11 protein-coding genes are annotated in these 14,872 nt (G+C 39.2%); 6 read left to right on the forward strand and 5 right to left on the reverse strand.

Features of this window, described 5'->3' with window-relative positions; translation table 11 throughout:
* Window positions 1-21: 21 nt before the first annotated feature.
* The 4 genes from uxaC (at window position 22) to MKX69_RS11235 (ending at window position 4,861) form a co-directional block, all read left to right on the forward strand.
* Entirely contained in the window at window positions 22-1,416 is a 1,395-nt protein-coding gene (uxaC, locus tag MKX69_RS11220) for a glucuronate isomerase (RefSeq protein ID WP_341010231.1), read from the forward strand.
* Window positions 1,417-1,574: 158 nt separating this feature from the next.
* Window positions 1,575-2,258: a rhamnogalacturonan acetylesterase gene (locus MKX69_RS11225; protein ID WP_341010233.1), complete on the forward strand. Its 684-nt coding sequence runs from the start codon at window positions 1,575-1,577 to the stop codon at window positions 2,256-2,258.
* A 1-nt stretch (window position 2,259) separates the two neighbouring features.
* Window positions 2,260-3,096, forward strand: coding sequence for a sugar phosphate isomerase/epimerase family protein (locus MKX69_RS11230; protein ID WP_341010236.1), 837 nt, complete (start codon window positions 2,260-2,262; stop codon window positions 3,094-3,096).
* A gap of 10 nt (window positions 3,097-3,106) precedes the next feature.
* Window positions 3,107-4,861 carry an ABC transporter ATP-binding protein gene (locus tag MKX69_RS11235; RefSeq protein ID WP_341010238.1) on the forward strand — a complete coding sequence of 585 codons (1,755 nt, stop codon included), beginning with the start codon at window positions 3,107-3,109 and terminating at the stop codon, window positions 4,859-4,861.
* Between the two features lie 276 nt (window positions 4,862-5,137).
* Here MKX69_RS11235 and MKX69_RS11240 read toward each other — a convergent pair whose 3' ends face one another.
* Both MKX69_RS11240 and MKX69_RS11245 read right to left on the reverse strand, forming a co-directional pair.
* On the reverse strand, window positions 5,138-5,479 hold the full coding sequence (locus MKX69_RS11240; RefSeq protein ID WP_002285994.1) for a YlbF family regulator: 342 nt from the start codon (window positions 5,477-5,479) through the stop codon (window positions 5,138-5,140).
* Between the two features lie 67 nt (window positions 5,480-5,546).
* Entirely contained in the window at window positions 5,547-7,712 is a 2,166-nt protein-coding gene (locus MKX69_RS11245; protein ID WP_341010241.1) for a PBP1A family penicillin-binding protein, read from the reverse strand.
* Window positions 7,713-7,922: 210 nt separating this feature from the next.
* Here MKX69_RS11245 and MKX69_RS11250 point away from each other — a divergent pair, with 210 nt between their 5' ends.
* Complete coding sequence (locus tag MKX69_RS11250; protein ID WP_341010243.1) at window positions 7,923-8,780, forward strand: RluA family pseudouridine synthase; 858 nt, start codon at window positions 7,923-7,925, stop codon at window positions 8,778-8,780.
* A 70-nt stretch (window positions 8,781-8,850) separates the two neighbouring features.
* Here MKX69_RS11250 and MKX69_RS11255 read toward each other — a convergent pair whose 3' ends face one another.
* From MKX69_RS11255 to MKX69_RS11265, 3 genes are read right to left on the reverse strand one after another with little or no spacing between them, the layout of a single operon-like run.
* Entirely contained in the window at window positions 8,851-9,708 is an 858-nt protein-coding gene (locus tag MKX69_RS11255) for an ROK family protein (protein ID WP_002285988.1), read from the reverse strand.
* Window positions 9,693-12,395: an alpha-mannosidase gene (locus MKX69_RS11260; RefSeq protein ID WP_341010246.1), complete on the reverse strand. Its 2,703-nt coding sequence runs from the start codon at window positions 12,393-12,395 to the stop codon at window positions 9,693-9,695. The genes MKX69_RS11255 and MKX69_RS11260 overlap by 16 nt, the downstream gene beginning before the upstream one ends.
* A gap of 12 nt (window positions 12,396-12,407) precedes the next feature.
* The gene (locus MKX69_RS11265; protein ID WP_002294491.1) at window positions 12,408-13,697 is read right to left on the reverse strand and encodes a glycoside hydrolase family 125 protein; all 1,290 of its coding nucleotides are present in this window, start codon (window positions 13,695-13,697) and stop codon (window positions 12,408-12,410) included.
* Window positions 13,698-13,846: 149 nt separating this feature from the next.
* Here MKX69_RS11265 and MKX69_RS11270 point away from each other — a divergent pair, with 149 nt between their 5' ends.
* Window positions 13,847-14,872 (forward strand): GntR family transcriptional regulator, encoded by a 1,026-nt coding sequence (locus tag MKX69_RS11270; RefSeq protein WP_341010248.1) that lies wholly within the window; start codon window positions 13,847-13,849, stop codon window positions 14,870-14,872.

Here is a 14,872-nt window from a genome sequence, read left to right on the forward strand (position 1 = left end):
AAAAAGAAAGAAGGAAGATTTATGTTTTTATCTGATGATTTTTTATTAAAAGACGATTGGGCGAAAAAGCTTTACCATTCCTACGCAAAAAACATGCCCATTATTGATTATCACTGTCACTTAGATCCAAAAGAAATTTACGAAAACAACAATTTCAGCAATCTGACGGAAGCTTGGCTGGGAGGCGATCATTACAAATGGCGCTTGATGCGAGCTTGTGGCGTACCTGAAGAAAAAATCACAGGAAATGCTTCTGATTTTGAAAAGTTTTTGGCTTGGTGTCAAACCGTGCCAAAAATTATCGGAAATCCGCTTTACAGTTGGTCACATCTTGAATTGAAGCGTTTCTTCGGTATTGACTTGTTGATAAATGAAGAAAATGCAGAGAAAATTTGGACACAAGCAAATGAAATTTTGGCAGCTCCTGATTTTCGCCGTCGGGAAATCGCAAAAAAATCGAATGTAGAAGTGATTTGTACAACAGATGATCCCGCAGACGACTTGCACTATCATCAGTTGCTTGCTCATGAAGAACCAGATTTGAAGGTTCTCCCTTCATTCCGTCCAGATAAAGCACTCAATATTGAAAAAGAAGGATTTAATGCATGGGTCACACTACTGGAAGAAGCAGCTGACCAAACGATCACCACCTATCAAGAACTGATAGAAGTCTTAGGGCAGCGGATAGAATACTTCCATCAACATGGATGTCGTGTTTCCGACCACGCTTTAGACATCTTACGCTATAAAGAAGCGGATGAAACAGTATTAGAAGAGATTTTTCAAAAAGCACGAGCTAACAAACTATTATCTTCAGATGAAATCGATGCTTATCGTACAGAAACACTGATACATTTGACCCACTTCTATCATTCTCATAATTGGACGATGCAGCTGCACATCCATGCTTATCGTAACTGTAATACACAAATGTTGGAAAAATTAGGGCCCGATACCGGCTATGATGGAATGAATGATCTTTCTTTGACTATTCCTCTGAAAAAATTATTGAATCGTGCAGAAGAAACGGATCAGTTGCCAAAGACGATCCTTTATTCATTGAATCCGAATGACTATCCTGCGATTTTAGCTTTGATGGGCTGTTTCCAAAAAGAACAGAATGGAAAACTGCAGTTAGGTTCTGGATGGTGGTACAACGATACTCGAGCTGGTATGCGCGATCAATTGACACAATTTGCTGATGGTAGTGCTTTGGGGAATTTTGTCGGCATCCTGACAGATTCAAGAAGTTTCCTGTCCTACACTAGACATGAATATTTCCGTCGTGTTCTTTGTGAATTTTTAGGAGAAATGGTCATGCGAGGAGAAGCACCTGAAGATGAACAACTTTTAGGAAGTCTAGTTCAAGCGATTAGTTATACAAATGCTAAAAATTACTTTGGCTTTTTTGCCTAATTGATTAATAGTAACAGTAACGAATCAAAAACAGGATAGCGAAATAACGGAATCCGTTTATCCACGTTTTAGAGAAGAAGACGGACCAAATTTGCTCCGTCTTCTTCTCTTGCTGTTCTGCTTCATTGCCTATAAACCTTTATGAAAGAAGAGATAACATGCCTACTATCCATATTGCCGGTGATTCTACTGCGGCAGAAAAAGATGAAAACAAGCGTCCCGAGACAGGTTGGGGAGAAAAAATCTCTGCTTATTTTTCACCCGAGATCCAGATCAATAACCAAGCAAAGAATGGACGCAGCACCAAATCATTTATCCAGGAAGGAAGGTTAGCCCGTCTAGCTTCACAGTTTCAGCCGAATGATTTCTTATTTGTACAATTTGGACATAACGACCAGAAAATCCAAGAAGAAAGAGGTACGCTTCCCTTCGGTAGCTATTTAAAAAATCTGCAGATATTTTTTGAATGCGCAAAAAAAGCGAACGTCCAAATGGTCTTACTGACATCTGTGACGCGACGAGATTACTTAGAAAACGGAACATTGAATCCAGATATACTTGGAGACCATCCAAAAGCGATGCGTGCATTTGCTGAGAAACACCATATTCCTCTTTTAGATGTGTTCTCAAGATCACAAGAATTGTTCCAGACCTTCTCAAAAGAAGAGACAAAAAAATTCTACCTGCATCTTATGCCTGATACTTGTAAAAATTACCCAGAAGGACTAAAGGACAATACCCACTTTAGTCCAGAAGGCGCTGATAAAGTTGCCCGAATAATTGTTGAATTGATAAAAGAATCCCGTCTGCCTCTTGCTAATTATTTACAAAAAGGAGTTTGAGATGTTTCCATTAAATTTAGGCATCCGTGCCCACGATTTAGATGTTCGAAATCGTGAAGAAATCGTTCAAAAAGTATCACAGCTTCACTTGTCCCATATCCAATTTGCACCACAAAAAGCATTTCCTGAACAACTTAAATTAACTGACATGACACTTGGGAGTGCTGCCTATTTTGGTGAATACTTCCAAAAAAACAATATCGAACTTTCCATTTTAGGATGCTATATCAACCTATCCAGCAAAAATCAAGAAGTTCGTGCACAAGCATTGGCAACTTTCAAACAGCAAATTGCTCTGTGCTCTGCCTATCAAGCCAAGATGATTGCTACGGAAACCGGTAGTGTCTCTGTCGGTTACACAAAAGAAAATTTTACTGAAGAAGCTTATCAGATCGCCAGAAATTCTATCATTGAATTAGTCGCTCATGCAGAAAATTTTGGCGTAACTGTTGCTGTTGAAGCAGGGATCAATCATCCAATCTATAACTATCAGTTAGCTAAACGTTTAATCGATGAAGTAGCTTCACCAAATTTAAAAATCATTTTAGATTGTGCGAATTTGATGCATAAAGAAAATCATGCTGATCAGGAAAAAGTGATCCGAGGTACCTTGGACAATTTACATGGTTATATTACAGCGCTTCATCTCAAAGACTATATCATGGAAAATGGAAAGATCCGCATGGTACCTGTTGGCAAGTGCTGTTTAGATTTCCGCCCGGTACTGCATTATATCAAATATGAGCGTCCTCTAATGTACGCCACTCTTGAAGCTACTCCTGAGATTTATGTTCCTGAAGCAATAGAACACTTGCAGTTTATTTACCAAGATTGTTAAGGAGAAGATTATGGAGGAACGAATACAGAAAAGTTATCAAAAATATCATGCAAATGCTTTTCAGACATTGCTGCATCTTTATCAGGGAAATTATTGGCGTTTTGCCATGTCAGGACTCTTTTTTATTATCAAACATCTTCCATCTTGGTTAATGCCGATCGCTATTGCCAATGTAATCAATGCAGCTTCATCGAAAGATTCTTCTCAGTTGCAGGCCATTTATTTCAACGCTTTTTTGATGGCTTGTCTGATTGGTCAAAATATATTGACGAATTATTTTCATGTAAAATACCATAGCACTTCGATCCGTCAAGTAGAAGCTGGACTAAGAGCGACCCTTATCAAGAAAATCCAAGAACTATCTATTCCTTATCAAAAAGAATTGCAATCTGGACGAATCCAGTCAAAGATCATCCGTGATGTAGAAGCTATCCAAACGTTGTCCTCTCAAGTATTTGTCAGCGGATTAAATATCGCTGTCAATTTATTCGTAGCTTTAGGTATCACGCTTTATAAAACTCCTGTTGTTTTCATGTTTTTCTTATTGACTGTTCCTCTCGCCGCATTCGTTACTCTCTTTTTCCGTAAAAGGATCAGACAGTCCAACTCAGACTTCAGGCAAGAAATGGAAGAGACTTCTGCAAAAGTGATCGAAGTGATCGAATTAGCACCGATTGCTCGAGCTCATGGGTTAGAAAAACACGAAACAACTCGCTTAAATAAGCATTTTACTCAAATCTATGAAAAAGGATTCCACTTAGATATCCTGCAATCTGTTTTCGGATCAGTCAGCTGGGCTAGTTTTCAGATATTTCAGCTGATTTGTTTGAATTTCACTGGGATATTAGCTTTACAAGGGCGCATCCAACCCGGCGATGTCGTTATGTATCAGACGTATTTCACGACGATCGTCAATTCCGTTTCTGGAATGATCACGCTGATTCCTACGATTTCAAAAGGCATGGAATCTATCACTTCTATTGGCGAACTGTTGATTGCTGGCGATGTAGAAACTTATCACGGTAAGAAAAAAATCCAACATTTGGATGGAAATTTTCGTTTTGAGGATGTTTCTTTTCATTACCCGGACTCACTCAAGCCGATTATCGATCATTTTTCTCTAGAGGTGAAAGCTGGAGAAACAATTGCTTTTGTTGGGCCATCTGGTTCTGGAAAATCTACACTCCTTAACTTATTGATTGGATTTATCCAGCCGTCTTCAGGGAGGATTTTCCTAGATAATCAGCCTTTGGATGAATTGGATATGCGAAGTGTGCGTAATTATTTAGCCGTTGTTCCTCAAACCACTTTGTTGTTCTCCGCTTCGATCAAAGAGAACATCACTTATGGCTTGAAAAACGTATCAAAAGAACGTTTAGATGAAGTCATCGAAGCTGCGCAACTTTCTTCACTGATTGACCAGCTTCCTGATGGTCTGGATACCTTAGTAGGCGAACATGGCAACAAGCTGTCTGGTGGCCAAAAGCAACGTATCTCCATTGCACGAGCGTTGATACGTCAGCCAAAAATCATTTTGCTAGATGAAGCAACCTCAGCTTTAGATAACCAGTCAGAGAAAAAAATCCAGCAGGCCCTGAATTACCTGACAGAAACACCCACTACTTTTATTGTGGCTCATCGGCTTTCAACGATCAAAGAGGCAGATAAAATCGTTGTGATCGATGAAGGAAAAATCGTTGAAATAGGTACTTACGAAGAACTGTTAGCTCAAAAAGGCTATTTCTACCGCTTGAAAAATGAATGACAAAAAAATAGGAGCTATGACAAGACTTTTGTCGTAGCTCCTATTTTTGAATAAAAGGTGTTCTCCTGCCAACTCCTCGGTCACAAGTCACAATAGTCATCAAACATGAGAAGCTGTTTTTTGAAATTGTTCCTTGTAACTCAGAGCTAAACGGTAGGCTCACGACCTCTTGGTAAACGGTATTCAAGAGATAGCCTATCGGCAATAAGAAGCAATTTTGTCATCGCTCAAGGCCGAACGTCTCTTTCACACCCTCTGTTGTTTCATAAAATAGTTTTATTCGCTGTAAAGGTCGCGAACTGGTGTCATGATGATACGGTTCAAGTCATTGATGATTGTACTGAAGCCTTGCTCTTTTTGCATCAAGTCATTGATTACTTCTTCTGATTGGATTTTCACAGCCATTTCTTGTGCTTTCATTGCATCTTCGTCGCTGAATTCTTGTCCACTCATTTGTTTTTCTTGTAATTCGATTTGCATCGCTTGGAAGTCTTTGAACAGTTTGTGTGCTTCTTCGTTTGCTTGTACTTTCTCGTACGCTTCTTTCAACGCTTTGAATTCTGGTAATTCACGGATCTCACGTTCGATTTGATTCGCGCTATCGTAGATGTTTGACATGTTATGCCCTCTTTTCTTTTAGTAGTTACTCTCTATTGTAACATGGGGTTATTCGTTTTCAAAGGGTCTACTCTCCTTGATATTTCCGCCAGAGGTCTTTAGCCGCTTCACCAATTCCCTGAACGCCTTCTTTCACCATATCGCCGAAGTTTTTCAGCCCTTCTTTTGCTTGTTCACCATATTGATTCAAGTTATCTTGCCAATTTCCAGACTCTCCATTAGAATTTCCTGTGTTTCCAACTTGATCTGCAGCTACCACTTGTCCTCCTGTGGCATAGGCATCTGCTACACTAAATCCTGTTTTTGAAGTATACGGAAGGATGCCTTCTGCCGCTGATTTGAAGACTTTCCCGACAACATTTCCACTTGTCCCTTCCAAATAGTGCAGCTTGCTGGATTCTTCGTAACCCATCCATGTCGAAATCACTACGTCTGGCGTGTAACCGATCATCCATTGGTCATTTGCTTTTGTGGCATCGAAATTAGTTTCTGTGGTTCCTGTTTTCCCTGCTATCGTATAACCTGCAGGATTCGCAGCAGCCGCTGTTCCATTTGAAAATGTACCAAGAAGCATGCTGGTCATTTCATCGGCTGTTTCCTTTGATATGACCTGTTTTGGTTTTTTGTTTGTGTTATCGACGATCACCGCTCCAGTCGAATCAACGATTTTCGTGATAAGATGCGGCGTATACATCTGACCATCATTGGCAAATGCACTGTAAGCACCCGCCATGATCAATGGAGATACTCCTTTTTCCAGTCCACCAAGGGCTAAGCCATAATACTTATCAGATTTTGCTAAAGGCAGGCCGAATTCTTCTGCTTTATCATATCCTTTTTGTAAACCGATCTCATGCAAAAGCCATACAGCAGGCAAATTCAAACTTTGTGCAACAGCTTGATACATCGGTACTTCTCCTTGGTATGTCCCGTCAAAATTATGCGCATCGTAATAACTTTGCGGTTCGTCTTTCAAGATACTGGAAGGCTTGTATCCAGCTTCCAGTGCTGGTGTATATACGCTTAATGGTTTGATCGTTGATCCTGGTGAACGACGCATCTGTGTAGCAAAGCTGAATCCTCTAAAGACATGATCTCCTCTTCGTCCTACTAGTGCTTGTACACCACCTGTATTCGGATCTAAAGCTACTGAAGCAGATTGGACCATGGCACCATCTGAAGCATTTGCTGGGAATAATGCACTGTTTTGATAAGTAGCTTCTAATTGCTTTTGATAATCCTGATCTAAAGCTGTATAGATTTTATAGCCTTTATTCATGACATCTTCTTCATCAAGACCATACTCGTTAACTGCTTCATCGATCACTGCATCAAAATAATAAGGATAACGATAACCAGAATCTGAATTATCGTATGTGTCATTAAGATACGCGCTGATATCTGTCTGACTTTCTGCTTGTTCTTTTGTGATTTTTCCGTTTTCTTCCATTACACTTAGTACTGTGTTTTTCCGATCATTCGCATTTTCTGGGTGATCGATCGGATTATAAATACCAGGACCTTTCAGCATTCCTGCCAAAGTAGCAGCCTCAGACAGCGTAACATTCGTTGCATCTACTCCAAAATACTTTCTGGAAGCGTCTTGGACACCCCATACCCCGTTGCCAAAATAGGCATTGTTAAGATACATGGTCAAGATTTCTTCTTTGCTGTACTTCTTTTCGATCTCGATTGCCAAAAATAATTCCTTCGCTTTTCGATCAAACGTTTGGTCTAATGTCAGATACGCATTTTTGGCAAGCTGCTGAGTGATCGTACTTCCTCCGCCCCCTGATGTTCCGCCAGACAAGACCATTCGGACTGCTGCACGGGCAATCCCTTTGATATCAAACCCGTGATGCTCGTAAAAATTCCTATCTTCTGTCGAGATTACTGCATCTTGGATATAGGGAGAAATCGCGTTTAATTCTACATATGTTCCTTTTTGGGCGTACAGTGTGCCAGCTTCTTCGTTTTTCTTATCATAAATGACTGTCGATTGGCTTAATCCTGATTTTAACGTTTCGACATTTGCTTGTTTTGCTAAAATAAAGAGGTAGATACTTGTCACTAAGACACAGATCAAACCAATCAGCAAAATCAATTTGTTCACATGATATTTTTTCCAGATGCGCTTTCGCCATCGATGGAATTGTCCGAGATATGGTCTGATCCAACGCCAAAAACTGATCAAAGCAGCTTTTATCTTTTCTAAAATGCTTTGAAAATCCATTTGCTTCTTCTCCTGTCTATTCGATTCAATCGTCTTATTTTACCATAGTGAAAGAGTGTTTTCTTCCTGCTTAAGTTGTAGTTCAATATGTTTTTTTACGTTAGTGCAAGTAGAGTAACATAAGAATGAACAGAAAAATGTAAGTTTTTTCTTAAATATGTTTTAAAAATGGTACAATTAGTCTGCAATTGCACTGAAAGGAGTACACTTGTGAAAATCACGATCACTTTACCTATGAACCATCCTGAAACAACGATTCGCGACTTGCTTGAAAAGGAATGGTTAGTCCCTAGAAAGGTTCGACATTTTTTGCGTATACGTAAAAACGTTTGGATCAATCAACAACCTGCTTTGTTCCATCATGAAGTAAAGGGCAATGACCAGATCACATTGTTATTCGAAGAAACAGATTATAATTATCAAGAAGTCCAGCTTGGAGATGCGGCGCACATCCGCGTTTTACATGAAGATGAGCATTTGATTATAGTTGATAAGCCTGCAGGAATGAAGACTCATCCAAATGAACCGACAGAAAACAGTACCTTGCTCAATCATTTAGCTGCTTATCTCGACACTAAACAGCAACGACCTTACGTTGTCCATCGCTTGGACAAAGAAACAAGCGGTGCCGTTTTATTTGCAAAAAATCCATTTGTCTTGCCGATACTTGGAAGATTGTTGGAACAAAAAATGATCTATCGGAGATATCAAGCCATCGTATGGGGAGAAATTGCCAAAGATATGACCATCACCAATAAAATTGGACGAGATCGCCATGATCGGAGAAAAAGGGTCGTAGATGATAAAAATGGTCAGAGCGCCTTGACACATGTCACTGTCAACAAAGTACTTTCTGAACAAACACAAGTCTATTGTGTTTTGGAAACCGGACGTACACACCAGATCAGAGTTCATTTAGCTCATAAGGGACATCCGATCGTTGGAGACCCTCTCTACCAAAATAGAACAGCTGAACGACTGATGCTCCATGCATTAGAACTGCACATGATCCATCCATTTACTCAAGAAAAAATAGTCGGTAAAGCTTTACCTGGATTATGGGAATAGAAAGAAAAAAGAACAGAGTCTTATCAGCAGATAATGATAAGACTCTGTTCTTTTTGTGTAATTTGTCTGCTTACTTTTGATGTTCGTGTTCTGCTAACAGCAAACTACCGATAATCCCACTTTCATTCGGCAGTCCCCAACGAACGATATATTCACTTACTTGAGGTGTTTCCATATAACCACCCATCAATTCAACAAATTGCTGACGGATTTTTTGAAGGAGATGATCCTGATTCATTACCCCACCGCCTAAAATAATCTTTTCAGGTGCTAACGTCAACGTATAGTTGATCAGTGCTTGAGCAATATAATAAGCCTGAATAGCCCAAACAGGATGATCTTGCGGCAGATCTTGCCCTTTGATCCCTGTGCGTGCCTCAATAGACGGTCCTGCTGCTAATCCTTCTAAACAATCTTTATGATAAGGACAAGTACCTTCATAATGGTCATCTGGATGGCGTTTCACCCAAATATGTCCCATTTCAGGATGTGCGATCCCTGAAAAAATTTCTTCATTGATCACGACACCTGCACCGATTCCTGTTCCCACGGTAAGGTAAATACAACTATTTTTTCCTTGTGCTGCTCCTTGCTTCAATTCCCCATATGCAGCAGCATTGACATCCGTTGTCCAAGCAGCAGGAATATTGTAGCGTTCCTTGATTGTGCCAAGAAAATCGAATTGTGCCCACCCTTTTTTGGGAGTTGCCAAAACGTATCCGTAATTATCTTTTGTTTTGTCGATACCAATCGGGCCGAATGAGCCAATCCCGATTCCCTTCAATTCATAACGATCAAAAAATTCAAATACCTGATCCAATGTTTCTTCTGGTGTTGTGGTAGGGATACTTAATTTTTCTAAAATTTCTCCACCATCTGAAACCGCACACACAAATTTTGTTCCGCCTGCTTCTATTCCGCCATACATTCGTTTTCCTCCTCGAATCCGATTGTCCGAATCTCATAAGGTTGGATTATTGGGACAACCGCTTGCTTCGTTGGTTCTTCAAGCAGATTCAATATGACAGTTTTTCCATTGTCTTTAGTTATTTCCAATTTTTCTAAATGACTAGACATATTGAAACCTCTTACTACTACTTTATCACTAAACTTGCTGCGTTTCAAAGCTGTAATTGCAAACGTTTCACTTTTTATCGTTAAATATTGTTGTTTTGAAATCAATGTTCCTTCATGATGTTTGATTTGTTGAGTGGAAAAAGGAATCTGTGCTGCGTATGCATGCAAATAAGTAGAGAATTTTTCTTCTGGTCCATGTAGTTCAATGCTGTAATTGAACCGATGCTCACCTAGACACTGTGCTTCTGGTGTTGGAAAATATCCCCAATCGCCTAGTTCTCCCACACTGCGAAGTAGCGTCACTGCGATTTGTTCGTCTTCTGTTACTTCATGTTCATTCAAACCAAAGTTTCCGACTGTTACACCGTACTCTTCATCATGAATATTGACAAATGCTTGCTGATGTTGCGGATTCGTGGGGTTTTCCCAACTTTTAGACACATGGTTTGGGCGCTTCACCACTTCAAAAATACTATCTGCTTCGTGATGTTCCACATGTAACTTTGTAGGAAACAAGACACGTAAGCGATGATCTTTCATCTGATTGTCGAGAGTCGTTTCAAAGTCGATTTTTTTACTATCTTTTCTGATTGTCATGATTGTTTTTATTTGAAGGATTCGTTTTTCTTTGGAACGTTCTGCTTTTCGATAACGAAATTCCACAACCATCTGCTGTTCTTTTTCTAAACGCTCGTCTGCAGAAACAGGGATTTCCATTTCCTGTAGAATACTTATTTTTGCTATTTCCGGTGTATCTACTAATACTTTTACTTCAGAGTTTTCTTTGTTACTGGATAGGATTGGCTGATCACAGAAAGGTTGTTTAAAGATATACTCATTTCCTATATCGCCGATATCTTCAAAAATATTCAGATTATTCAACTTTCGTTTGTTTTTGCGATCTTCCATTGTAATGGTACCATTTTTTTCAATCGTCAAATGTAGAGGGCCGTTTTCGATGATTCGTCCACTCTGATGAATCATTGTTTCCTTTTCTTCTGCTGTCGCTTCCCCTTCTACAAGCGCGAATGTTTCCCAAGAAAATGCTGGCATGTTTTCTAATGGTAAAGTCACTTTGATCATTCTTGCCATATATGGCACACGGAAACGGTCTTTCGGCAAATCATAACCAAATTGGACAGTTTCTTCAGATAAAATAGCTGGTATAGTGGCCCCACTTTTTGTTTCTACATGATACTTACGTTTAGGCAAATTTTCTAACTCTTGATATAGTTGTTCAGGTATTCCTTCAGCGAATCTTTTTCTTTCTAATTCGATGGTTATTTCTGCTTCACCAGTTTTATCCATTCCTGCAGTATTTACAATGACAAATGGAAAGCTGTCTTTTGGGAATCCGGTCGTATCGATTGCTGCGGTCAGCTGTTCTAAGGAATCTTGTGCAAGATACTTTCCAACTTCATCTGCTTTTTCAAAACGAGGTATCATTTCCCGATGGACAGAATCGACTGAACAACCGCAAATACTGTCGTGAGGATGATTTTGCATTAATGTCTTCCAAGCATAATCTAATTGATCATGGGGATAGTTTCCACTAACTTCATAAGCCATCGTCGCAAGTGGTTCTGTAATATTTTCTAGCTGTCGCTGGACCTTGGTATTCCATTGTTTTAAGTAAACCCGAGCAGATGCTGTATTGGCTAAAGTATACCAGCCATCCGTTTCTTGACTTGTCAATTCTCCTTCTACTGAGCCTAAGTCTTCTGGCACATCTTTTTGAACTGCTTCCAGATAGTCAGTAAAATTAGAATGAATAAACTCGTAATCTGGAAACAGTTCATTTGCGAGATGGATTGCTTTTGATATATCTTTTTGTACCGGTTGATGATCAACACCATTCATCATCAATAAGTGGTTCGTAGAGGCATATTGTTCTGCATCCGCTAATTTTTGCTTCCAAAAGGCAAGAGCTGCTTCTTTTTCTACTGGAATCTCATTCCCGTTGCTATACCAATTGGCAAATAGCAGACCAAAGATTGCTGTTTGATCAGGTCCTTTCCACCACATCTCTGAGTATTGGGAAGAATAGTTTTCTGCTTCCAAAACTTGATTATCAAAGCCAATTGGTTTTACACCACGGCCAAACGCTGCTGCTGAAATACCAGCTTGTTTCATTAATTGAGGCGTCTGTCCCATATTTCCAAATGTATCGGGAAAATAGCCTAACATGACAAGGGTTCCCCATTTACGGCTTTCTTCCATGCCAATCAGCATATTTCTCACGTTCGATTCCGAGCTGATAAGAAAATCATCTTGCAAGATATAAAATGGTCCAATTCTCAATTTTCCTTCATTGATTGCTTGTTGGATTGCCTGTCTTTTTTCTGGCCTTACTTGAAGATAGTCATCTAAAATAATCGTTTGCCCATCCAAATGAAAACTGTTGAAGGACGGATCAACTTCAAATAGCTCTAGTAGATCGTCTATCAATTCAATCAGTCGCATGTGATGCTGTTTGTAAGCCATGTACCATTCACGATCCCAGTGGCTATGAGAAATGATATATACTTTCTTTTTCATTTACGATACCTCCTACTTTTCTACTCTAATATCAAAGTAATCCATGACTAATTCGCAAAACATCATATTTGCCCAAGAAAACCATTCTCTCGTATAATTTTCAGGATTGTTCACATCGAATCCTTCGTGCATAAGGTGTGTTCCTGCGTCAGTTGCTACAAGTAAATTCAATATCCGCTCTTTTTCAGATTTGTCTGACGTTGTCATTCCTTCCATAGCTAATGCAATCGGCCAAACGTATTTTTCTGGCGTATGGGAGGATCCAATTCCTTTTGCGTACTTTCCTTCATAGAAATATGGATTTTCTTTACTCAACAATGTTCTTCTTGTTTGCAGATAATCTTCCTCTTGTTCAGAACAATATCCCAAGTAAGGTGCGGCGATCAGATTGGGCACATTACTGTCATCCATGACTGTGGCGTTTCCCATTCCATCTACTTCATATGCATAAATCGTTTGCCCTTTTTGATTAACCGTTCGTCCGTGATTCTGAATCCCCTCTTGGATCTCTTTCTTCAATTTCTGTGTTTGCTGTACAATTTCTTTATCATCGAGTATCGTTTGAAAAATTTCTTCCACATAACCTAACACGACCACCGCAAACATATTGGATGGTACCAGATATCCATAACGGCAAGCATCATCGCTAGGACGGAAACCAGACCATGTCATTCCTGTAAAAGCTGTTTTTGCACCTCGCCCGTCATTGATCAGCGTATCTTCTTTTCTTGTCGTGTCTCGTACAAATGTATAAGGAGAGTGTTCATGATCTTGCTCTGTTTTGAACACGTCCAAGATTTTTTTGATACCTTCAATAAAAGATTGATTGAATTGATCAGTTTTTCCTGTATTTTTGTAAAGAAGATAGGCCAACTGTATTGGGTAGCATAAAGAATCAATTTCATATTTTCTTTCCCAGATCCAATCGTTCATTTTTGTATGATCTGTTTGGTGGCCAGCACCGTTAGCTTCTTCGTTGAAGGCATTCGCATATGGATCGATATTGATATAAAAAAATTGCTTTTTGACTAACCCGCTGATCATGTCAGCTAATTCCTCATCTTCTTTTGCAATCACTAAATAAGGACGAACTTGTGCAGTAGAGTCTCTTAACCACATCGCTGGAATGTCTCCCGTCAATAAAAAGGTGGTTCCGTCATTTTGCTTTTTGACTGTTGTCAACAGAGTATTGGCAAATGCTGCTGTAAAATTCTTTGCCCAGTCCGCATGGATATCCCCACATTTTTGTGTGATATCTTCCATAAATTTCTGCACCGATTTTGGTATATCTTTATAAACCACTAATAAAACCTTCTTTCTATTTGATATATCTTTAAAGATTATACTTCATACAACCAATTATGTCTACGCTTTCAAAAAATATCTTTTTATTTACTTTTTCATCCATTATGGTATTATTTAAATATGATATATCATTAAGAGGTGTTTATATGAATCAACCATTGTACCAGACAATATTTAATGATTTGCAAACGGCTATTTTAACTGGTGAATTACCTGTAGACAGCCAACTACCAACTGAAAAAGAACTTTCACGTACCTATAAAGTAAGCAGAATCACTTCCAAACGTGCATTGACCGAATTAGAGCAATTAGGACTTATTTATCGCGTTCGCGGGAAAGGCAGTTTCGTTAAATCCGCTTCTCCTACAAAAACACGACGGATTCTGTTTCTTCTTCCATATGTCGCTGATTTGTCTGTTGGTGATTTTAGCAAGGGATTGAACCCTGTGATGCAAGATAAACAGATTGATGTCATGATGACGACGCTTGACTTTCTACAAAATAAAACAGCAAAAGAGCTAATCAATGAATTTGACGGATTGATTTATTATGCTCTTGATACAGAACAACATCTCGACTTACTTTTTGAGCTTTCATTGAAAGAATTCCCTGTCGTCATATTAGATAAAAAAATCTATGAGTTATCTTTTCCTACCGTTCTTTCCGATAATTTCCAAGGCGGTGCGCTTGCTGCCTCTTATTTGATCGAACAGGGTCATTCAAAAATCGCTTATTTGTTTGGTACGCAGACTCATCCACAATCCGTTCGACAGCGTTACCTTGGTTACCTTGAAGCATTGGACAAAGCTGGTTTGACTTTCCACACTTCACTGGATGACAAAAGCGCGACATTAGATGAATTGCTTTCTTATATCACTAAGTATGAAGTAACTGCTTTTGTTTGTGAAAACGATGTTGTCGCTATCCAGACCATGAATCTCTTGAGACAGCATGGTTATCATATCCCTGAAGATTTTTCAATTATCGGATTTGATGATATCCAAGCAGCAGCTCTTGTTGACCCGCCACTGACAACCATCGCACAAGATTTTGAACAGTTAGGTAAGCTTGCGGGAGATGCTTTGGTCACTTGGTTAGAGACAAAAGATCGACCATCCGATAGTAAATTTTCAGTTTCATTCATCAAAAGACAATCAACAAAGGAGAAATAA

The organism is Enterococcus sp. FSL R5-0957 (assembly GCF_038008005.1).
GTDB lineage: Bacteria > Bacillota > Bacilli > Lactobacillales > Enterococcaceae > Enterococcus_B > Enterococcus_B faecium.

What these genes read in the sequence shown, in the direction of transcription:
- uxaC (WP_341010231.1), top strand. Translation starts at nt 22, where the DNA reads ATGTTTTTATCTGATGATTTTTTATTAAAAGACGATTGGGCGAAAAAG.
- MKX69_RS11230 (WP_341010236.1), top strand. Translation starts at nt 2,260, where the DNA reads ATGTTTCCATTAAATTTAGGCATCCGTGCCCACGATTTAGATGTTCGA.
- MKX69_RS11240 (WP_002285994.1), bottom strand. Translation starts at nt 5,479, where the DNA reads ATGTCAAACATCTACGATAGCGCGAATCAAATCGAACGTGAGATCCGT.
- MKX69_RS11225 (WP_341010233.1), top strand. Translation starts at nt 1,575, where the DNA reads ATGCCTACTATCCATATTGCCGGTGATTCTACTGCGGCAGAAAAAGAT.
- MKX69_RS11270 (WP_341010248.1), top strand. Translation starts at nt 13,847, where the DNA reads ATGAATCAACCATTGTACCAGACAATATTTAATGATTTGCAAACGGCT.
- MKX69_RS11245 (WP_341010241.1), bottom strand. Translation starts at nt 7,712, where the DNA reads ATGGATTTTCAAAGCATTTTAGAAAAGATAAAAGCTGCTTTGATCAGT.
- MKX69_RS11235 (WP_341010238.1), top strand. Translation starts at nt 3,107, where the DNA reads ATGGAGGAACGAATACAGAAAAGTTATCAAAAATATCATGCAAATGCT.
- MKX69_RS11255 (WP_002285988.1), bottom strand. Translation starts at nt 9,708, where the DNA reads ATGTATGGCGGAATAGAAGCAGGCGGAACAAAATTTGTGTGTGCGGTT.
- MKX69_RS11260 (WP_341010246.1), bottom strand. Translation starts at nt 12,395, where the DNA reads ATGAAAAAGAAAGTATATATCATTTCTCATAGCCACTGGGATCGTGAA.